At 58.4% G+C, this 18603-nt stretch carries 17 protein-coding genes and 2 tRNA genes; 10 read left to right on the forward strand and 9 right to left on the reverse strand.

Annotated features, from left to right (window positions below; all coding sequences use genetic code 11):
* Window positions 1–363 precede the first annotated feature (363 nt).
* Window positions 364–906 carry a hypothetical protein gene (locus ABIA96_RS25460; RefSeq protein ID WP_354139784.1) on the forward strand — a complete coding sequence of 181 codons (543 nt, stop codon included), beginning with the start codon at window positions 364–366 and terminating at the stop codon, window positions 904–906.
* Between the two features lie 318 nt (window positions 907–1224).
* On the opposite strand, the gene ABIA96_RS25465 is transcribed toward ABIA96_RS25460, so the two are convergent.
* From ABIA96_RS25465 to ABIA96_RS25475, 3 genes are all read right to left on the reverse strand, one after another.
* Window positions 1225–1680, reverse strand: a complete 456-nt coding sequence (locus tag ABIA96_RS25465) for a hypothetical protein (RefSeq protein ID WP_354139785.1) — start codon at window positions 1678–1680, stop codon at window positions 1225–1227.
* A 67-nt stretch (window positions 1681–1747) separates the two neighbouring features.
* Window positions 1748–1821 (reverse strand) — tRNA-Gly (locus ABIA96_RS25470).
* Between the two features lie 402 nt (window positions 1822–2223).
* The gene (locus ABIA96_RS25475) at window positions 2224–2427 is read right to left on the reverse strand and encodes a response regulator (RefSeq protein WP_354139820.1); all 204 of its coding nucleotides are present in this window, start codon (window positions 2425–2427) and stop codon (window positions 2224–2226) included.
* Between the two features lie 53 nt (window positions 2428–2480).
* On the opposite strand from ABIA96_RS25475, the gene ABIA96_RS25480 reads away from it, so the two are divergent.
* The 3 genes from ABIA96_RS25480 (at window position 2481) to ABIA96_RS25490 (ending at window position 6257) form a co-directional block, all read left to right on the forward strand.
* Window positions 2481–2867 carry a YciI family protein gene (locus ABIA96_RS25480; protein ID WP_354139786.1) on the forward strand — a complete coding sequence of 129 codons (387 nt, stop codon included), beginning with the start codon at window positions 2481–2483 and terminating at the stop codon, window positions 2865–2867.
* A gap of 148 nt (window positions 2868–3015) precedes the next feature.
* Complete coding sequence (locus tag ABIA96_RS25485; RefSeq protein WP_354139787.1) at window positions 3016–5073, forward strand: ATP-dependent helicase; 2058 nt, start codon at window positions 3016–3018, stop codon at window positions 5071–5073.
* 152 nt (window positions 5074–5225) lie between these two features.
* Window positions 5226–6257 carry an LLM class flavin-dependent oxidoreductase gene (locus ABIA96_RS25490; RefSeq protein ID WP_354139788.1) on the forward strand — a complete coding sequence of 344 codons (1032 nt, stop codon included), beginning with the start codon at window positions 5226–5228 and terminating at the stop codon, window positions 6255–6257.
* 117 nt (window positions 6258–6374) lie between these two features.
* Here ABIA96_RS25490 and ABIA96_RS25495 read toward each other — a convergent pair.
* Window positions 6375–6460, reverse strand: a tRNA-Tyr gene (locus ABIA96_RS25495).
* A gap of 206 nt (window positions 6461–6666) precedes the next feature.
* Between ABIA96_RS25495 and rlmB the strand changes: the two genes are divergently transcribed.
* On the forward strand, window positions 6667–7497 hold the full coding sequence (rlmB, locus tag ABIA96_RS25500; protein WP_354139789.1) for a 23S rRNA (guanosine(2251)-2'-O)-methyltransferase RlmB: 831 nt from the start codon (window positions 6667–6669) through the stop codon (window positions 7495–7497).
* 236 nt (window positions 7498–7733) lie between these two features.
* On the opposite strand, the gene ABIA96_RS25505 is transcribed toward rlmB, so the two are convergent.
* Both ABIA96_RS25505 and ABIA96_RS25510 read right to left on the reverse strand, forming a co-directional pair.
* On the reverse strand, window positions 7734–8216 hold the full coding sequence (locus ABIA96_RS25505; RefSeq protein WP_354139790.1) for a hypothetical protein: 483 nt from the start codon (window positions 8214–8216) through the stop codon (window positions 7734–7736).
* Between the two features lie 45 nt (window positions 8217–8261).
* Window positions 8262–8747 (reverse strand): hypothetical protein, encoded by a 486-nt coding sequence (locus ABIA96_RS25510; RefSeq protein WP_354139791.1) that lies wholly within the window; start codon window positions 8745–8747, stop codon window positions 8262–8264.
* Between the two features lie 300 nt (window positions 8748–9047).
* Between ABIA96_RS25510 and ABIA96_RS25515 the strand changes: the two genes are divergently transcribed.
* Both ABIA96_RS25515 and ABIA96_RS25520 read left to right on the forward strand, forming a co-directional pair.
* Complete coding sequence (locus ABIA96_RS25515; RefSeq protein ID WP_354139792.1) at window positions 9048–9488, forward strand: hypothetical protein; 441 nt, start codon at window positions 9048–9050, stop codon at window positions 9486–9488.
* Window positions 9489–9863: 375 nt separating this feature from the next.
* Complete coding sequence (locus ABIA96_RS25520) at window positions 9864–11141, forward strand: tyrosine-type recombinase/integrase (protein ID WP_354139793.1); 1278 nt, start codon at window positions 9864–9866, stop codon at window positions 11139–11141.
* A gap of 286 nt (window positions 11142–11427) precedes the next feature.
* Here ABIA96_RS25520 and ABIA96_RS25525 read toward each other — a convergent pair whose 3' ends face one another.
* On the reverse strand, window positions 11428–11952 hold the full coding sequence (locus tag ABIA96_RS25525) for a hypothetical protein (protein WP_354139794.1): 525 nt from the start codon (window positions 11950–11952) through the stop codon (window positions 11428–11430).
* Window positions 11953–11958: 6 nt separating this feature from the next.
* A complete protein-coding gene (locus ABIA96_RS25530) occupies window positions 11959–13221 on the reverse strand; it encodes a DUF2939 domain-containing protein (RefSeq protein WP_354139795.1) in 1263 nt (420 codons plus the stop codon).
* 504 nt (window positions 13222–13725) lie between these two features.
* Here ABIA96_RS25530 and ABIA96_RS25535 point away from each other — a divergent pair.
* Together ABIA96_RS25535 and ABIA96_RS25540 are read left to right on the forward strand one after the other, a co-directional pair.
* Window positions 13726–13998: a helix-turn-helix transcriptional regulator gene (locus tag ABIA96_RS25535; RefSeq protein WP_354139796.1), complete on the forward strand. Its 273-nt coding sequence runs from the start codon at window positions 13726–13728 to the stop codon at window positions 13996–13998.
* A 71-nt stretch (window positions 13999–14069) separates the two neighbouring features.
* A complete protein-coding gene (locus tag ABIA96_RS25540; RefSeq protein ID WP_354139797.1) occupies window positions 14070–16568 on the forward strand; it encodes a phage NrS-1 polymerase family protein in 2499 nt (832 codons plus the stop codon).
* Window positions 16569–16794: 226 nt separating this feature from the next.
* Here ABIA96_RS25540 and ABIA96_RS25545 read toward each other — a convergent pair whose 3' ends face one another.
* A complete protein-coding gene (locus tag ABIA96_RS25545; RefSeq protein WP_354139798.1) occupies window positions 16795–17094 on the reverse strand; it encodes a hypothetical protein in 300 nt (99 codons plus the stop codon).
* A gap of 439 nt (window positions 17095–17533) precedes the next feature.
* On the opposite strand from ABIA96_RS25545, the gene ABIA96_RS25550 reads away from it, so the two are divergent.
* A complete protein-coding gene (locus tag ABIA96_RS25550; RefSeq protein ID WP_354139799.1) occupies window positions 17534–18367 on the forward strand; it encodes a hypothetical protein in 834 nt (277 codons plus the stop codon).
* The last annotated feature ends 236 nt before the right edge of the window (window positions 18368–18603 follow it).

The following is an 18603-nucleotide window of genomic DNA, read 5'->3' on the forward strand; positions in this document are numbered from 1 at the left end:
ATGACTGTTGTCACTCGCTCAGCAGCGTTCAAAATCGCACAAAATCACAGGATGGCATGGAAAATCGTGGAGCGGGTGAAGGGAATCGAACCCTCGTATTCAGCTTGGAAGGCTTTCCCGCCAACATAATCGGGCATCACGCCGCATCACCAAAAACCACTCCAAACATCTAGTTTTATAGGGTTTTTCGACGTTTTTCGCGAATTATCGTTACCGTTCAGATGCTTGGTCACTCCGGCCTTTTTACACCCAAAGTTACACCCAAAAACAACGGTCGGCGGAATTTATTCTCACCTGTAAGTACCGGAGTATTAAAATTGTTTTCGTGGCTGCGCGTGGGCGCGGCGCTAACGAAAGGATCGTATGGAACCAAGCACGTTGCCGTGGACGCTTCGCGAGCATCCAACCTTACCTTGTTTCATCCAAGGACCGACCAATCCAGAACTAGGCTACGCCCTGGAAATCATGGGTGATGATTACAGCGGCTACGGTGATCGGGAGCAGCGTCAGACTGATGCTGAATTCATCGTCCGCGCCTGTAACGCTCATGAGCAGTTGGTGAACGCCTTGCAGCACATCGAACAACGCATCGACAACCTCCGAGCCGCTGGAAAAATTCCGATGCCGGACAGCCTCCGCGTGTTGGCATTAGGGGAATCGCCGGAATCGCTTCAACGAAGCGCTCGCCGCAGCCGGGGTGGTGCTGTGATAGCCGTGGTCGGGTTTCTGTTCTTGATGACGATTGGCGTAATTCGTATCATCGCTGCTGTCGCGGCGCTGGTCGTCATAACGAGATTCAGCGGCAAGCCGGAATGGCCTGCCGTCATAGCCGCCCTGGCCGTTGGCGGATTCGTTCTGTGGATGGCACTGTCGCACTCGCCTATCGCATTTACTTTTGCAACATAGATACCCTCCCTTGAGCGGGGTAAAAGTTTCTCGCACGGAGGGGCATTTACATGACGTGGGTGGATTACATCATAAAAGCATTCCGCAACCTCGGCAACGAGGCTAGCTACGACGACCTCTATGCGGAGTTGGGTCGACTCAAGGGGAAGTCGCTTACTACGACACAGAAGGCAACAGTACGAAAAGAGATTGAGCGGAAATCAAGCGACTCAGAGAACTACGATAAGACCGAAGACTTGTTTTATTCGGTTGGTAAGGGGAGTGGGCGCTGGGGTTTACGCTAACCGACTCGTTCAAAGGCCGCACGCAAGGCGGCTTTTATTTTGACTGTAGCGCTTGATACGCGACTGGCTCAATTTTCGGAATGACGGCATCAAGAAATGCGAACAGCGTTTCTTTCGCCGGGTAGGTTTTTGCACCGGTAACGCGGTACTCAAGCTCTTTCGCCTGGTAGTAATGGTTCAGCAGGTCGATGGCTGGCAGATATTCTTGGACAACCGGCGATACAGAATTTGACCTAGCGGCGATGACCCGGCGCGCGGTTTTCTCCAAGTTGTGGCCCAGCTTCTTTTTCAGCGTTCCTGGACTGGTCCCGTTCGCCAACAGAAACGACTTCAGCGCTACCTCTATCGAGTGACCGAGCAGGTAGTAGGTCGGACGCTGAGCCTTCCAGACATCCGAATCATGCAGCAGCTTTGCCGCCGCCAACATCTCTTTGGCGTCTGTAAGCAGGCCCATTGCTGTTGTTCGATTGGCTTCAGATATTTCATTCATAAATGTCACTCTAGGTAGAATAGTTACACCCAATATTTCAAGGCGATTCGTAAGCCATTGAAAACACTGGAGCGGGTGAAGGGAATCGAACCCTCGTATTCAGCTTGGAAGGCTGCTGCTCTACCATTGAGCTACACCCGCGACACCGGCTCCCTAACACGGCCGGGCGGCGGTCTCAACTGCCCCCAGGATCGCTTTCGCGGGCTTTCCGGCCTTGCGTACAGGCCCGGTTCCGTCCCTCGCTGCCGCCCCCTTAACAGCGGGCGCCTTCCCGCCTATATTGATGTCTTCCGCAATCAACGAAAGGAGGTGATCCAGTGTCTTTTACCAAGCGCTGTCACCTCGCTGGGATCGCCCGCTAAGCTCTGGATCAGGGCTTGGCATCGGGGCGCTCTCAGCCCTGGACCAGCGAGCAAGAAATCGGGCGCGACGGGGTCTCCCCGCCGCGCCTTTTCTTTGGTCAGGCCGCTTTCGCTGGCGTCGCGCGCTCCGCTTGGAGCATGATCCCCAAAAGTGTGAAGCGGTCTTCCGGGACGATGATGCTCAAGCAATAACCTGAAGCGGCGGCCCGTCCGCGAGCATCTCACGGATCTTCGGCGACAGGTCGGACTTCCGGTACGGCTTCGGGAGCAGCGCCACGCCGGGATCGAGATGTCCCTCGTGGACGATGGCGTTGTCGGTATAGCCGGAGGTGTAGAGCACCCGCGCCGCAACGCAATATTTTGGGGCCGGCCATTGTCGGTCCACGCGGCAGTCATACGTCCTTCGGGCTGCGCGCCCAAAAAACAAGCGAGGTGAAGATGCTATACGCGATCCTGGCCTATCACGTGGAGGACGAGATTCTGTCCTGGACGCCGCAGGAGGACGCTGCCGTCGTGGCCAAAGTCATCGAGGTTCAGGCGCCCCTGAGGGCAAGCGGACACCTTGGCCCGGCCGCCCGTCTGGATGACACGAGAAAGGCCCACACCTTGCGTGGCCCCGGCGCCGGCATCGTGCTGGACGGACCGTTTGCCGAGACCAAGGAGCAGCTACTTGGCTTCCACCTCGTCCAATACGACACGGATGAGGAGGCGATCGCGGCAGCGCGCAAGCTGCGCCAGATCAATCCGAGTGCCGTCTACGAAATCCGCCCGGTCAAGCTCTACGTGCCTGCCGATGGGTTCGGTGCGACGGCGACCAAGGGCTGACGGGCGGCGGCGCCGTCAGGTCTTGCCATCCGTCGCCGCATAGCGTCGGCGGATCACAAGCCCGCCAAAGGCCAGGAACCAGAAGTAGCGCTGCTCCTTGCGATTCGGCGAGGGATCGTTGATTCTGCAGGCTTCACCGGGGCGATTCGTGGCAAGTTATCTGGACACGCTCAATGCGGAGCAACGCCGCGCCGTGGAGCATGGCGTGGCCAATGGCGCGACCGTGGGCGCCCCCCTGCTCGTCATTGCCGGCGCCGGCTCCGGCAAGACCAATACGCTCGCCCACCGCGTCGCGCATCTGATCGTCGCGGGTGCCGATCCCCGCCGCATCCTGCTGATGACATTTTCGCGCCGTGCCGCCGCCGAGATGGCCGGCCGCGTCGAGCGCATCGCCCGAAAAGTGCTGGGCGAGAACAACGCCGCGATCATGCGCGACGCGCTGACCTGGGCCGGCACCTTCCACGGCATCGGCGCGCGGCTGTTGCGCGAATATGCCGAGCGGATCGGCGTCGATCCCGCCTTCACCATCCACGATCGCGAGGATTCCGCCGACCTGATGAATCTGGTCCGGCACGAGCGCGGCCTGTCGAAGATGGAGAGCCGCTTTCCGGCCAAGGGCACCTGCCTGTCGATCTATTCCCGCTGCGTCAATGCCGAGATGGAGATCGAAAAAGTGCTCGGCCAGCACTATCCCTGGTGCGCGGGCTGGGCCGCCGAGCTGAAGGGGCTGTTCGCGGCCTATGTCGAGGCCAAGCAGGCCCAGCACGTGCTCGATTACGACGACCTCTTGCTCTACTGGTCGCAGATGATGAGCGATGCGCTGATCGCCGACGAGATCGGCGGCCGCTTCGACCATGTGCTGGTCGACGAATATCAGGACACCAACCGCCTGCAATCCTCGATCCTGCTGGCGCTGAAGCCCGATGGACGTGGGCTCACCGTTGTCGGCGACGACGCGCAATCGATCTATTCGTTCCGCGCCGCGACCGTGCGCAACATCCTGGATTTTCCGCAGAGTTTTTCGCCGCGCGCGGAAATGATCACGCTCGATCGCAATTACCGTTCGACGCAAACGGTGCTCGCGGCGGCCAACGGCGTCATTGGGCTCGCGCGCGAACGCTTCACCAAAAACCTCTGGACCGACCGCGCCTCCTCGCAGAAGCCGCAGCTCGTCACCGTGCATGACGAGGCCGACCAGGCCCGCTATATCGTCGAGCAGGTGTTGGCCTATCGCGAGCAAGGCGCGCTGCTCAAGCACCAGGCGGTGCTGTTCCGGACGTCTTCGCATTCCGGCCCGCTCGAGATCGAGCTGACCCGTCGCAACATTCCCTTCGTCAAATTCGGCGGGCTGAAGTTCCTCGACGCCGCGCATGTCAAGGACGTGCTGGCGCTGCTGCGCTTTGCCGAGAACCCGCGCGATCGCGTCGCCGGTTTTCGCATCCTGCATCTGCTGCCGGGCATCGGGCCCGCCACCGCCCAGCGCGTGCTCGACCAGATGGCCGAGAGCACCGACCCGCTGCACGCGCTCGGCCAGCTTCCGGTGCCTCCGCGCACAGGCGCGGACTGGACCGACTTCGTGCGCACCGTGGAGAATTTGCGCTATTCGGAATGGCCGGTCGATCTCGAGCGCGTGCGTCTCTGGTACGAGCCGCATCTCGATCGCCTCCACGAAGACTCCGAGACGCGCCGTGCCGATCTGATGCAGCTCGAGCAGATAGCAAGCGGTTATGCCTCGCGCGAAAAATTCCTGACCGAGCTCACGCTCGATCCGCCGGATGCGACCAGCGACAAATCAGGTCCGCCCTTGCGCGACGAGGACTATCTGATCCTCTCCACCATTCACTCCGCCAAGGGCCAGGAGTGGAAGTCAGTGTTCGTGCTCAACGTCGTCGACGGCTGCATGCCGTCGGATCTCGGCGCCGGCACCAGCGCCGAGCTCGAGGAGGAGCGCCGCCTGCTCTACGTCGCGATGACGCGGGCCAAGGACGATCTGCACCTCGTCGTGCCGCAACGCTTCTTCGTCCACGGCCAGGCCGCCAAGGGCGACCGCCATGTCTACGCCTCACGCACCCGCTTCATCCCGGAGCAACTGGTCCATCTGTTCGAGCGCGCGGCCTGGCCGAAAGCCGGCACGGCTGGGGCGCGCACTGCGGCGCACGGACCAAAGGTCGACATCGGCGCGCGGATGCGGGGAATGTGGCGGTAGACACAAGAGCCTCGCCTCGGGACCTGTCAGGATCATCGGAACAACAGAGGTCCCATAACGCACAGACGGAAACCGAGCATTTCCGAAAGTCGCCTTGTGACCCGGCGGCCGTCCATTAAATCTGGCCGATCCTCCCCACAGAGACCTGATCGATGACCGCACCGCTCGAATTCGGACTGGATACCTTTGGCGACGTCACTGGGAACGCCGCAGGCCAAATGCTTCCGCATGCGCAAGTGATCCGCAACGTTGTCGACGAGGCGGTGCTGGCCGACGAGCTCGGCATAGACTTCATCGGGCTCGGCGAGCATCACCGCGCCGATTTTGCGATCTCCTCTCCCGAGACCGTCCTCGCGGCCATCGCGTCACGCACCAGGCGCATCCATCTCGGCTCGGCCGTGACGGTGCTGAGCTCGGACGATCCCATCCGCGTGTTCCAGCGCTTTGCCACGCTGGATGCGCTGTCCAACGGACGCGCCGAGGTGATCTTGGGGCGCGGCTCGTTCACGGAATCCTTTCCGCTGTTTGGTTACGAGCTGCGCAAATACGAGGAGCTGTTCGAGGAGAAGCTGGACCTGTTTGCCGCGCTCTTGCCGCAGAAGCCTGTGAGCTGGGAAGGCAAGCTGCGTCCGCCGCTGAGGGAGCAGCTGATCTATCCGCCGGTCGAGAACGGTACGCTGAAAACCTGGATCGGGGTCGGCGGCAGTCCGCAATCGGTGGTACGCGCCGCGCATTGCGACCTGCCCCTGATGCTCGCCATCATCGGCGGCGATCCCGAGCGCTTCGCGCCTTACGTCGATCTCTATCACCGCGCCTTCAAAGAACTCGGCCGCCCCGCGCAGCCGATCGGCGTGCACTCGCCCGGCTACGTCGCCGAGACCGACGCGCAGGCGCGCGAGGAGCTGTGGCCCGACTACAAGGCCATGCGCGACCGTATCGGCAAGGAACGCGGCTGGCCGCCGATGGGCCGCGACGAATTCGTCAGCGAAGCCGAACACGGTTCGCTCTATGTCGGCTCGCCGGAAACCGTCGCACGCAAGATCGCAAAGACGGCCAAGGCGCTCGGCATTGCACGGTTTCAGCTGAAATATTCGGCGGGACCGCTGCCGCATGAGAAGCTGATGAAGAGCATCGAGCTCTACGGGCGAAAGGTGGTGCCGATGGTGCGGGAGATGATTGGGTGATGTTCCGAGACAGCCCGCCTGCGCCCTTCGGGCTACGGCGTGGCAGCCTTCGCGAGCTTCGCGCAATGGTCTTCTTGGCTGGCTTGCCCAGCCGAAGCTCGCGAAGCGAGCGAAGGCTGGTGGGGGAGGCAGGACTCGAACCTGCGAAGCCATAAGGCGGCTGATTTACAGTCAGCTCCCTTTGCCACTCGGGACACTCCCCCGCTCGACGGCAGCACAATCGGGCCGGACCTTGCCGGCGACCGAAGACGGCCATGGAACGTGAAGGCCGCGACAGCCCGGATGGGGGCGCGACCGGGCGCGTTTATGGGCGATGCGGTGGGGCAAAGTCAACCGAGGCGAACAGCTAAAATCGCCCTCGAAGCCTCCCAAATTGCCATATTCCGGGACCCGTGACACAAGCGAGCCCATGAAGGATCGAAAATTCATCCCCAAGGGCCCCCGGAGCGGGTCTAAGCCCTTCAACAGGCCCGGGAAATCAGCCGGCCGGCCGGCCTGGCGCGAGCGCGATTCGCATGCCGACGGGCCGGTCATCCTCTATGGCTGGCACACCGTCACCATGGCGCTCGCCAACCCGCAGCGGCAGATCCGCAAGCTGACGCTGACCGAGAACGCCGCACGGCGGCTGGCGGACGAGAACATCGAGACCCGCATCGCGCCCGAGATCGTCCGTCCGCAGGACATCGACCGCCTGCTCTCGCCTGACGCCGTGCATCAGGGCCTGCTCGCCGAAGCCGATCCCCTGCCCTCGCCTGACATCGAGGACCTGAAGCAGGAAGGTGTGGTGCTGGTGCTGGACCAGATCACCGATCCGCACAATGTCGGCGCCATCCTGCGCTCGGCCGCGGCGTTCGCGGTGAAGGCGATCGTCACCACCGCGCGCCACAGTCCAGAAGCCACGGGCGTGCTCGCGAAAGCGGCCTCCGGCGCGCTGGAACTGGTGCCGATGGTCACGGTGCAAAACCTCGCCCGTGCGCTGACCACGTTGAACGAACTCGGATTCCAGACCGTTGGGCTGGACAGCGAAGGCAGCGAGGACCTCTCGGGCGTCACGCTGCGCGAGCCGCTCGCGCTGGTGCTGGGCGCGGAAGGCACGGGCCTGCGGCGTTTGACGCGCGAGACCTGCAGCATCGTGGCGCGGCTCGACATGCCCGGCGAGATCAAGAGCCTCAACGTATCGAATGCCGCGGTGCTCGCGCTCTTTGTCGGTGCGAGCCGGCTCGGGTTGATGAAGCGCTAAAAGCGGCCGCAGCGCAGGTGCGCTCCCTCGCCCCGCTTGCGGGGAGAGGGTTGGGGTGAGGGGGAGTCTCCACGAGGACGGTGACAGTTGGACTCGCGGAGAGTCCCCTCACCCGGATTGCATCTTCGATGCAATCCGACCTCTCCCCGCAAGCGGGGCGAGGTAAGAAAAAACGAAAACGCCCGTCCGCATCACGCGGGCGGGCGTCTCGTTAATTTAGTTCAACCGATCAGAGATCAGTAATAGCGGCGCAGCACGCGATGGCCGCCGTAATACGGCGCCGGCGCGTAGCGATGGGCATAGCCGTAACGCGGGCCATAGCCGTAATGCGTGCGCGGCAGGTAGCCGTAGCGCGGGCCGTAGCCGTAGCGATACGGACGGTAGTGCGGGCGGTGATGATAGGCCGCGCGATAGCCATAGCCGTAGCCATAATCGGCGGGCGCGACGACCGCGTCTTCCTGGTAGGTCGGCGTCGGTGCAAAAGCGCCCGGGCCGGTGTAGGTCGGGCCCTGGTTGACGTAGTAGTACTGCGAGGTCGGCTCGGCGAGGCGCTCATAGCCGGCGCCGTAGCCATATCCATAACCGCCACAGCCGGTGTTGCAGCCCGAGAACACCGGCGCAACCGGCTGGCACGGGCTGAAGCCGCAGGCCATGGCCGGCGCGCTGGCCACGAACATGACGGCAGCCGCCGCGACCAGTCCCGAAATCATCTGACGCATTACTCTCTCCTGTTGATTTTCGTTTTGTTGAGTTTTTGACGTTTCTTAACCCGGCGGCTTGCCGGGGATTGCTGCATGCGGCCGCCGTCGAGGGCGCCGCGGATGTTCGTTGATCTCCGGCGCGAGGATCACCGGCGGCGGATTGACGGGCACGTCCATCTGCGCGGGCAGCGGCGCGGACGACGCCCCCCAGCTCCCGTGATAGCTCTCGGCGGGTTTTGGCAATTTGCGATTCCCGGGCGGCTCGACCTCGAGGCGGCCATAGCCGGGCCGCAAGCCCATGCTCGGATAATAATGACCGACATCAGGGGGCTGCCGCTCGGCCACGTATCGCCCGCCGTAGATCGTGGGCTGCACCTGGACGTTCTTGCCCAGGCCCCAGACACCTTCGACGACGGTATAGGACGCATCGATATTGTTGATGATGATGGGCACGCCGGGACGGCCGGGCACCACGATATCGAAGCCGCCGCCGGCAAACGCCGTTGCAGGCAGTCCGATCAGAAAGGCTGCGAGCGCGTATGCGCGCATGGAAGGATCCCGGTTGTACCGCCCGTAACTTATCCGAACACGACGGATGGAGGGTTAAGGCTCCCTCACCAAATGCCGGTAAGCCTAACGCACAGGGGTCGATAGCGGCTCAAATGCTGCCGGGCGCGCGAGTAAAACGTTAACGCCCCCCTTCGTACGGACGCGGGCGCGCCGAGTTGCGCGGCATAGACCGCACATCCTGTACGGGCTCACGTCGATGTGACCACCCATCGGAGAAACCGCGGAACGACTGCCGAATGTCGCACTTAGCACAGGTCTCAACAACATGGAGAAAACGCCATGACGAGCCTGAAGCTTCTGGGCTTGGCCGCGATCGTCGCGACCACGCTGGCAACACCGGCCTTCGCGCAAGCCACGGCCGACAATTCGGCCCGCTGCACGGGTCTCTTCCAGGATTCCAATTGCCAGAATCTTGGCGCCGGCAATCCGACCGCCGATCGCGCCTATCGGCGTCGGCACATGGCCCATCGGCAGGTGAATGATCAGTCCGGCTTCTGGCCGCTCGACACAGCGGGCGCGGTCGCCGGTGCCGCCGTCGGCACCGCGGCAGCGGTCGCCGCCGCACCGTCCCAGGACTGGGGCAATTCCTATGCGAGCTACGACCGCGGCGGCCCCGGCTGGTACGGCAATTGGGATGCCTACGCGGCCCGCAACGGCATCGTGTGCAGGCCCGGCACCTGGTTCAAGGGCGAAGACGGCCGGCAGCACCTCTGCCAGTAGACCCATCGTCAGGCGAAATGGTTCGGGCGGCCCCAAGGGCCGCCTGTTTCATGCCGGCGAACGCCGCCGCCAGGTTCTGGCACTTCCCGGGCAAGTCTGGTATTGCGACCGCGCACAAGCGGATGCGCCGGCGCCAGCCGGAACCCGCGTGGGCTCCTAGCAAAGTGGCCGGCTTAGCTCAGCGGTAGAGCAGCGGTTTTGTAATTAGATTTCCACGAATTTGGTTCGGTTTGGCTCGCGCTTACTGCGATGACTTAGCGGTGAAATTGCTGTTGATTCAGTAGTTTATAGTTCCGTTGAGTATCGGTTCGTGTATGGTTCGGTCTAACGCCATAAGGCCGCTGGAATTACCCGGCCGGTTACCCGGACGAACCGATGCTCCCCGCACAACACAAGCGCGCCGCTGCATTCATCAAGAATTTAAAGGCTCCCGCTGCTCGTCAGGAACTCCCTGATGACGGCGTGAGTGGCCTCTACCTGATTATCCAACCCTCCGGCGCACTGTCCTGGGCCGTCCGGACCAAGGTGGGCGGCAGGCCCGTTAAGGTCACTCTAGGCCGCTATGACGAGGAAGGCTCCGGCCTAGGACGGATCGAACGACCGTCCAGAACCCAAGTTCTCAACATCACGCAAGCGCGGGATTTGGCAGTTAAGGTCAAAAAAGATGCAGAGCGCGATCACGATCCGCGCCTATTGAGAGCCGAGAAATCGAGCCTCCAATATTGGTTTGACGAATTCCTAAGAACCGCCCGCTCAACCGGCTTCAAAGGCAAACCGGTCAAAGCCTCCACAGCGGACGAATACGAGCGAATCATTGAAACCGACATCAAACCACACTGGAAGCACGTTACGGACATCCGAACGATTGATGATCGCGACGTTAAAACGCTGATCGATAAGCTTCCCTCCGGTGCGCAACGAAACGCATTCGCTCTCCTATCAACCTTCTTTCGATGGAAACCCGTCATTCGCTTCATCGGCAAGAATGTGATCGAACTTGCGGACGCCCCTCCTAAACCCCAAAGCCGGGACCGTGTTCTTTCCCACGATGAAATCAAAGCCGTGTGGAACGCCGCAACCGCCTGTGACTATCCATTCGGAGCGCTAGTCAAACTGCTCTTGTTGACCGGTCAGCGACGCGACGAAATCGCCAATCTCAAATGGTCCGAACTGTCTGAAACGTTCGATACGATCACGTTTGAAGGATCGCGCACTAAGAACGGACGCGCGCATATCGTGCCACTGCCGCAGTTGGCAACCACGATCATCAAGGCGTTGGCCGAACGCCCGCGCGTAGCGATCTCACCCGGCAAAATGTCCGACTATGTTTTCACAACGATCGGAACCACACCATTCAGCGGCTTTTCTAACGGAAAGATTGCACTCGAAAAGCATTGCGATCCGGCGCTCCCCGATTGGCACCTGCATGATTTGCGCCGGACGGTTTCAACCGAACTCGCCAAGCTGCGCGTGACACAGGAAGTCACAGAAGCGATTTTGAACCACAAGTCAGGCAAAGTCAGCGGCGTGGCCGCTATCTACAATCGCTATGAATACGCTGACGAAAAGCGCGAAGCATTGAACTTGTGGGCTGATCGTTTGCAGCAAATCGTCATCGATCGCCCGCGTCCGAAACTTGTCGCATCTCAATGATGCAGGAACAGGCCGCTTAGAGAACACGACTCGACAGTCGGGCAATCAACGGCGCGTCGCTCAAATCAAAAGGCGGCATAGTCAATGGATGGCCCGGAACGTTTTGATCGGGCCATCTCCACCACGATCAGACACCGGAGGGGTCGCCGATACGCAGCAAACGCGGCAGATGGGGGCAGCGATTGAGAGCCCTCGTAATGTCGTGGCTGAGGTAAATGGCTGCGTTGTTAAGAGAGAGCACCCCTTTGTCGAAGGCGCGCGGGTTCAGTGAGGCCGCGACGGCCTCCTAGTTGGCCATTAGTTGTACGAGGTGAGTGGTTATCGGGCTGATCATGGCTGAAATGGATTTGCAATCGGCCGTGGCCCGCCTTATTCGCGAAGCTGTGAATGAATGTTCGACGTTGCCTTGCTGCCTCATGAACTCATTCAGAAACTCTTGATCGCCCTTGGGGGCGCCGATACGGTATGCTTCCGGAGGGGCTCCACCAAATCCAACCTGATAGGTGCTTCCATGCACTATCAGATTTCGGCGGGGAAGAAGGTCATCTAGCGCTTTGGTAGCGGTATCGAGTGCGGCCCGATGTTCTGGTGAGAATGCGTAGTTCTGGATGGACTTCTTGAATTCTTTGATACGCGTACCGAACGTCTCATTCAACATCGCGAGATATACTTCGGTGAAGTGTTTTGTGTTCTGACAAAACATCATCATCGTGATCAGAACATTTTCGAGTTTCGAGCACTCAGTTAGAAACTCCCCCATCGCTACATGAAGGTCGGCAAGCTTTGGGTCCTCCTGTGTTTGCTCTGCCATCTTGTGCTACGGGTAATTCTTCGACGTTCCATCTGCGAACAAAATCTTTCGTACTACGAACTGCGTCTTCAGATTCGCGAGGTCTTCGTTTTTGAATCTATTATGGTCGTCCATGAACTGGTTATACTTTAACCGGCCCGTCCAGTTGTAAGTAGAGTTGGCTCCTATTGCGTCGTTGATCGCAAGCTTTGTGGAAAGCACTTCGTTATCTAGAAGATCAGTAAACGTTAGCATTCCGTCGAAAGCGCGGATGGATTGGGTTGTCTTGTTCACGATCGATAGTTCAAAGACAATTGCGGCTTCGTAGTCATTGTTTCTTATGTCGGCTGGCTTGAACCGCTTAGCCTGCATCGAAATGGTGATTGGCGATGGTTCGATCGGGCCGGGTGCTGCTTTGGGGAGCATTGGACTAGAGTTGCTCGCCGCCGATCGCCTCGTTGATTTGGTGTCAGATTTAAAAACGTCGTCTGGTAAGACAACGCGCGTGAGGCGCCAGTCTCCGCTCCACACGAATTCCACTTGGATGGGCGCGTTCATGGCTCCGTCGTTTCTCGGAAGAATATCGACTCTAAAACTGAATGGGCCGTCGAAAAAGGCATACTTGACTTGATCCCATTGCACGCGACGAACAAGGCTTGCCGATTTGTCGATGCCTTCAGGTGTCTTCTCGCCTGATGGCGACTTGTCGATTTCAGATTTTGCCAGTGCGGCGATAGCTTGGGGCGTGACGTAGCCATCTATCATTTGGTTTATCACGGTCGGGCCGAGCACTGCCACGAAACCACTCGCCATTGCGTCTGTGCTACCTTTGCTTCTGACATCTTTCAGAAGTTGTGCATTTAGGTCGCCGCGCAGATTTTGGCGGAAGAGGTTCCAGTCAACGTGCTTCTCAAGCGTTGATGCGTCGCCATCGCGCACAGCCTGCATGAGGCTCAGAACAGCGTAGTAGGGCCATGCGATCCATGCCACCACTGCGAAGACAGAGATTGCAGAGAGTGTCCCGCCCCACCGTCTGCGCTTGCGGCGAACGGGCGGCTCGGCTGCTGCTGTGTTGGCTCGCCTAAGAGTTTTGAACAACCCGCGAAGAACAGGCTCCCGGGTGATTTCAATCCAGTCGGACGTACCTTGCAGTGCAACAAAGTCAGTCGGCGTGATCTGGCCACGTTCGATCATTCCAGCAAGAGCCGCGCTGTCAAAAGGCCCGTAGACCCTTGAATCTACGTCAACATACCATCGTTGTTCGCCCTTCGGCGAAGAAATGACTGACATGAAAAAGACCCCAATATGCTTGGATTGTTTCGCAACCACAGGCTGAGGGCAAGTAGGTAAAGCTGCCGATCAAAAATGGGAATCCGACTTTACGGCAACTCAACAGAGAAATCAGCAGTACAACTCCGAAGCTGCATTGGTTGGCGTGGATACAAACACGCTATTGTGTGCCCGCTTGCACCTACCATGGAGCCGAAATCAAAACGGCTATCCAAAAGAGCATCGGTTATAGAATTTGGCAGCGCGCGGAATCATCGCATTGAAATCGTTGATCTTCAGCGCGGCGACGAATTGCCGGGGAACGCAACGGGTAATTTCATCTTCGCGCGCTGTTGATTTGTCGCGCCTCGCCCTTGACGAACCATACTCATTGAATCATTTTCGATTAGCCGTGACGCGGATGCGTCTAGGCGTACGGGCCGGATGGCCTTAGCCGCAGGAAGAAAGCGGCGTTCGGTAGGCGGAGCCTGCGAACCCCTCAACATCATCATCAGGTCATCCGCCATGACATCAACGGTCTTGCTCGTTGACGCGAGCACGCACGCGGCATTCGCGCCCAGCGACATCCTCCTTAATTCCAAGACTGCCAGGACAATGCTCGGGAACATCTCGCACGCGACGCTACATTGCTGGCAGCACGGTCTACACCATCGCACACGCAACAAGATCATCCCTCCGCTGGCGGACTTCCCCGCCCCGGTCATGATCAGCGGTCGGCGCTACTGGCGCCGGTCCGATCTTGAGAAGTTCATCAACAATCGCGCCAGTGCAGCCTAGCGCCAAGGGAAACGGCCCTGCCGGCGCAACCCGGCAGGGCCTCTAATCAACGTCCTTTAGGAATAAGCATCATGACTATACACGCTCGCGCGTCGCATCTCAACCGCGCGCTTCTGACACTGCGCGCTATCGAAAGCCTTGCCGATCCTCTTGCGGGAATGAAGGCCCTCCCGCAATGGGTACTGTGGCGACTTGAGCAATACGACGGTGAACCGAAACCGCGCAAAATCCCTTACGATCCGAAGACACTTCATCGTGCCGACACAACCAATCCGGCCACGTGGGCGAGTTTCGAAACCGCAACGACGATTGCAACGATCAATCCTGAATTCCGGATTGGCTTTGTTTTCACTCTGAACGATCCGTATATTTTCGTTGACCTAGATGGGTGCCGTGATCCGCACACTGGCGAATATAACGATGAAGCGACGCATATTTGCACGCGCCTGTTTCCGGGCGTAGCAGCGGAGGTTAGTCAATCAGGAGCAGGCTTGCACCTGATCATGAGAGGCGACAAAACCCAATTCGGCAATCGTCGCAACAAATGGGGCGGCCGATTTGAGTTCTATCAAAACAACCGCTTCATTGCGATTGCGGGTAACGAATGGGTTGGCAACGCCGACTTAGAGCAGACAGCATCGCTGCAAACATTCCTTCCGATCCGCGAACATGACCGCGACAATCAAGAAATCGACACCATCCGCGATCCACGATGGTCCGGGCCGGAGGACGATCAGGAACTATTGGCCCGCATGTTTGCATCTGATGACAAGATGTCTGCGGAACGAATTGCCGAGTTAAACGACGCGATCATGCGTGATCCGAACAACTTTGTCGCGAAAGCCCAATTCGACATCTTAAGCCGCCGCGTTCCGTTCGCCGCACTATGGAGCGGCGATGCAAATGTGCTGGGCCATTTCTATCCGTCATCGGCAGGAAAGCAATTTGACCACAGTGCAGCCGATTTGGCGTTGATGAACAAGTTGGCTTTCTGGACCGGCAAAGATCATGTCCGAATGATCCAGATTTTCAGTATGTCAGCATTGGGTAGGCGTGATAAATGGTGCAATCGCGCATACTATCGCAACAGAACGGCTAGCAGCAGCAACATGGCATGTCGCGACGTATATCGCGGCACCAATCAAGAGCGACGCGACAAACAGCGCCAAGAGAACGAGCGCATTGGCGAACAGCTTGAATTCGACATCATGACAAAGCTGATCACGCTGGATGAAATGATCAACGATTTCTATTTCGTCAGTGGCGTTGGTGCGTCGGGTGGCGTAGCGAATGCAAAGACGTTGAGCGTTCTATCTGTTGCGGTTGCACGCAACGAATACGCGCCGTCGAAACATCCGATTGAATACACCGACAAGCGGACAGGTGAAACAAAGACGAAATTGGTTCCGGCGTTTGAGCAATGGTTACCGCACGAAAAGCGAAAGCGCGTTGATAGTGTTACATGGAAGCCGGAAGGCGGTCCGATTTGCGACGTTCCTGAAAAGGTTGGGCTAAGCGGGTTCAATACGTGGCGCGGACTGATCAAACCACCGTGGCATGATCATTTCATCAACGACGATCAACTACGCGAACGATGGCTGATCAAGTGGCGCGAACATCTCGCCTATCTTGTGCCAATCGAAACCGAACGCGATCTATTTGAACGTTGGCTTGCGCACATTTTGCAGCATCCCGGAGAGAAAGTCGAAACGGCTTGGTGCTTCGTCGCGAACATGACCGGCATTGGCCGCAACTGGCTTGGTGGCGTTCTCTCGCGAGTGGTGCGGGGTTACGTACTGAACAATGCGATTTTGGACGTTGTTCTAGACGGCAAATTCAACGGTCGAATGTCGCGCAAGCTGTTGATGATCGTTGATGAAGCCAAAGCAGGAATGCGCGGCCCGAACACATGGGCGCTGTCCGAGAAACTAAAGACGATGGTCAACCCTGACTTCCGCGAGATCAACGAAAAGCACGGATTAGAATGGGTTGAACATAATGCAATGCGTTGGCTTGTGTTTTCGAACAATTGGGACGCGCTTCCGATTGAGCGCGACGACCGGCGATGGAACATCGTTGAAAATCCGACGAAACCGCAGTCAACCGCATACTACAAAGAAATCTATGACCTTGTTCGGCGCGATGAATTTATTGCGGCGGTATGGGCGCACTTGTCCAGGCGGTCACTCGCGGGCTTCAACGTCGGGGACCGATCGATAAACAACGCTGCGCGGGAAAGGATGCTCAACAGCGTTTCGACTGACCTTGAACAAGCACTAAAGGAATTCAAAGACCAATGCAGCGCTCAAGTGGTTGATTATATCACTATCGAAAATTTCCTTAGGCAACGGGCACCGGGCGAACAACTCAATAGAGCCGCGATCCGACGCAACTTGATGAAGCTCAATATGATCTATCTCGATAAGCGCATTGGCACCGGCAACGACAAAAGACGCATGGTTATCGTTCGCGACCTGAAACCCGCCGAAGTATACGACAACCCTGCCCGTTGGTCGTCGTCGGCAACTCACTACGCAGCAGCAACCTTTTTCAACCGACCACCAGAATAATCATCAAGCCCGGTTCCTTGCCGGGCTTTTTATTGCTCTCCCCGGTCACAGTGCAGCTTCCATAATTTTTGCTTTCCTCTTTCTGGACAGCTTGGACACCCATTTCACTCCTCTAAAGAAAATACAGGCATGTTTTACGGCGTAGGGGATTGGGACCCTTGTCCAAGCTGTCCAGCCGAAATTATGGAAAAGACCGACCAAAATTCATCACGGCTCACACACCGAGCTATCGATAAGGGCTGCTCGCCGCTTTCAATCGTTGCTGATAATCTCGTTCATACTTGTCGGCTGCAAATTGCAGGGCATGTGCTGTAACGCAGTCCTTGCGGTCCTGTGCGCTGCCGCGTTCGTGTTCTACCGCGCACATGCGTTCCCAACGTTCGCCGTTGGTTATCGGTTCTTCCGCGCGTCGATTATCGAGCATCGGCCCTACAAGCACTGTCAGACCCATTGTCCCCGCGATCATGCAAATGATGAAAATCAGCATGCCGTTCGATGTGGGGTCGGGCTCTTGCGAAGTATGCATTGTTCTTAATCCCGATATTAATCATGCAATCGATGTACTACGCGACATCTGAGCGAGATTTTCAAGTTGCGATCTAGCTCGATGAATGCGTTGCAATGGTCGTTGCGAAAATTACCCGCACCGATCCCCGCCAGTTATTTGCCGAGATCATCCAATTGAAATTGCTGGAATACTGGAATCCGATCATCGGATTGCTGATTTGCTGCTCCATTTCCAGCGATCGCCATCGCAACAATCATCGCTTGACCATCGCAATATTCATCGCAAGTACAACGCAATATTCATCGCAATGTTCATCGATATTCGCGAGCAGATTCAAGTACTTACTAAGTTTTATGCTTGACTTTACTTTCGATCAGAGGGTATTCGTTGACGCGTCGCAAATATTCGGGCGCTTGGAGTGTCTGCGCTCCCCGCCACGTCAACGAAAGGAACCACAATGAGCGAAATCACCCCTAAGCGCGGATTTCCGTTGGTTATCGAAACCTCGGGCGATAAGAAGCCCGCTGAGTACCGCGTAGATGATAGCGGGCGCGGCCTCGTATTTACTGTGACCGCAAGCGATGGGCGCACCGGCTCCGTCTTGTTCTCGCGGCTCGACGAGAGTTCACCGCTGGCGCAAATGACCACGTATGCGGGCGAGTGTGCGAAAGCGTTTGTTGCGGAAGTTGCTGGGCTGCACCAAAATTTCATAGGCGACGAATTGACCGCCCGTGTGCGTGCTGCGGCTGCTGGGCGCTTTGCCAAGGTCTGCGGGCAACTTCAAAACCAAGGCATCAAGGAAGCCCAAAACGTAGCCGCCTCGCGCGCCGCGCTGACGGCTATCGATCCGGCAACCGTCGCAACCGCGCACCTGCGCGTTGACGCGCTGGTCAAATGGAACGCCGCCGATCGAACCAGCCGGGAAACCATCGCGTCTAGCGACGAAACGCCGTATGAAACGACGGCCGCCCTGATCGAGACTGGCGCGTTGTCGTCCGTATCCGATCGTGCGCTCGATGCCGCGACCACACGCTATATGTGTCAACGCTTAGTCGCGAGGTCCGGATCAACCGCCGCGCACGAAATCGCGCCCAGCTATGAACGCCCTCTCGCAACCGGACCAAATCACCGTGCCGCGCGCGAAGCCGCCATGCGCGAACTCGATAAATTGAACGCACGCTCCGAGGCTGTCACGAACGTCGAAGATATGCTGCGTCGAATTTGCGATGTTCTGTCGCCAGCAACCAATCTGTCGCCGCATGACATCTACAAAACGTTCGATCGCAAATAATAACGCGATGGCCGGGCGAGCAACCAACATCGCCCGGCCATCAACACTGAGGGCTTTTCTATGAGGCGCGGGCGCCGTCCGGATTTTCCAAGCGTCGTCGTGTTGCGAGCGACACCGGAGATCGATGCCGCGACGCTGCAAAATTCTTTCAAACGATCGAGATCGGTCCTCAGCCGATGGAGAGCAGTGGAGAACCTTCCAGTTGCGGCGCGTCGCGGCAATGTCTGGTGGACATC

This window comes from Bradyrhizobium sp. LB11.1, from assembly GCF_040549385.1.
In the GTDB taxonomy this organism is placed as follows: Bacteria; Pseudomonadota; Alphaproteobacteria; order Rhizobiales; family Xanthobacteraceae; genus Bradyrhizobium.

What these genes read in the sequence shown, in the direction of transcription:
- ABIA96_RS25460 (WP_354139784.1), top strand. Translation starts at nt 364, where the DNA reads ATGGAACCAAGCACGTTGCCGTGGACGCTTCGCGAGCATCCAACCTTA.
- ABIA96_RS25465 (WP_354139785.1), bottom strand. Translation starts at nt 1,680, where the DNA reads ATGAATGAAATATCTGAAGCCAATCGAACAACAGCAATGGGCCTGCTT.
- ABIA96_RS25480 (WP_354139786.1), top strand. Translation starts at nt 2,481, where the DNA reads ATGCTATACGCGATCCTGGCCTATCACGTGGAGGACGAGATTCTGTCC.
- ABIA96_RS25490 (WP_354139788.1), top strand. Translation starts at nt 5,226, where the DNA reads ATGACCGCACCGCTCGAATTCGGACTGGATACCTTTGGCGACGTCACT.
- rlmB (WP_354139789.1), top strand. Translation starts at nt 6,667, where the DNA reads ATGAAGGATCGAAAATTCATCCCCAAGGGCCCCCGGAGCGGGTCTAAG.
- ABIA96_RS25505 (WP_354139790.1), bottom strand. Translation starts at nt 8,216, where the DNA reads ATGCGTCAGATGATTTCGGGACTGGTCGCGGCGGCTGCCGTCATGTTC.
- ABIA96_RS25510 (WP_354139791.1), bottom strand. Translation starts at nt 8,747, where the DNA reads ATGCGCGCATACGCGCTCGCAGCCTTTCTGATCGGACTGCCTGCAACG.
- ABIA96_RS25515 (WP_354139792.1), top strand. Translation starts at nt 9,048, where the DNA reads ATGACGAGCCTGAAGCTTCTGGGCTTGGCCGCGATCGTCGCGACCACG.
- ABIA96_RS25520 (WP_354139793.1), top strand. Translation starts at nt 9,864, where the DNA reads ATGCTCCCCGCACAACACAAGCGCGCCGCTGCATTCATCAAGAATTTA.
- ABIA96_RS25525 (WP_354139794.1), bottom strand. Translation starts at nt 11,952, where the DNA reads ATGGCAGAGCAAACACAGGAGGACCCAAAGCTTGCCGACCTTCATGTA.
- ABIA96_RS25530 (WP_354139795.1), bottom strand. Translation starts at nt 13,221, where the DNA reads ATGTCAGTCATTTCTTCGCCGAAGGGCGAACAACGATGGTATGTTGAC.
- ABIA96_RS25535 (WP_354139796.1), top strand. Translation starts at nt 13,726, where the DNA reads ATGACATCAACGGTCTTGCTCGTTGACGCGAGCACGCACGCGGCATTC.
- ABIA96_RS25540 (WP_354139797.1), top strand. Translation starts at nt 14,070, where the DNA reads ATGACTATACACGCTCGCGCGTCGCATCTCAACCGCGCGCTTCTGACA.
- ABIA96_RS25545 (WP_354139798.1), bottom strand. Translation starts at nt 17,094, where the DNA reads ATGCATACTTCGCAAGAGCCCGACCCCACATCGAACGGCATGCTGATT.
- ABIA96_RS25550 (WP_354139799.1), top strand. Translation starts at nt 17,534, where the DNA reads ATGAGCGAAATCACCCCTAAGCGCGGATTTCCGTTGGTTATCGAAACC.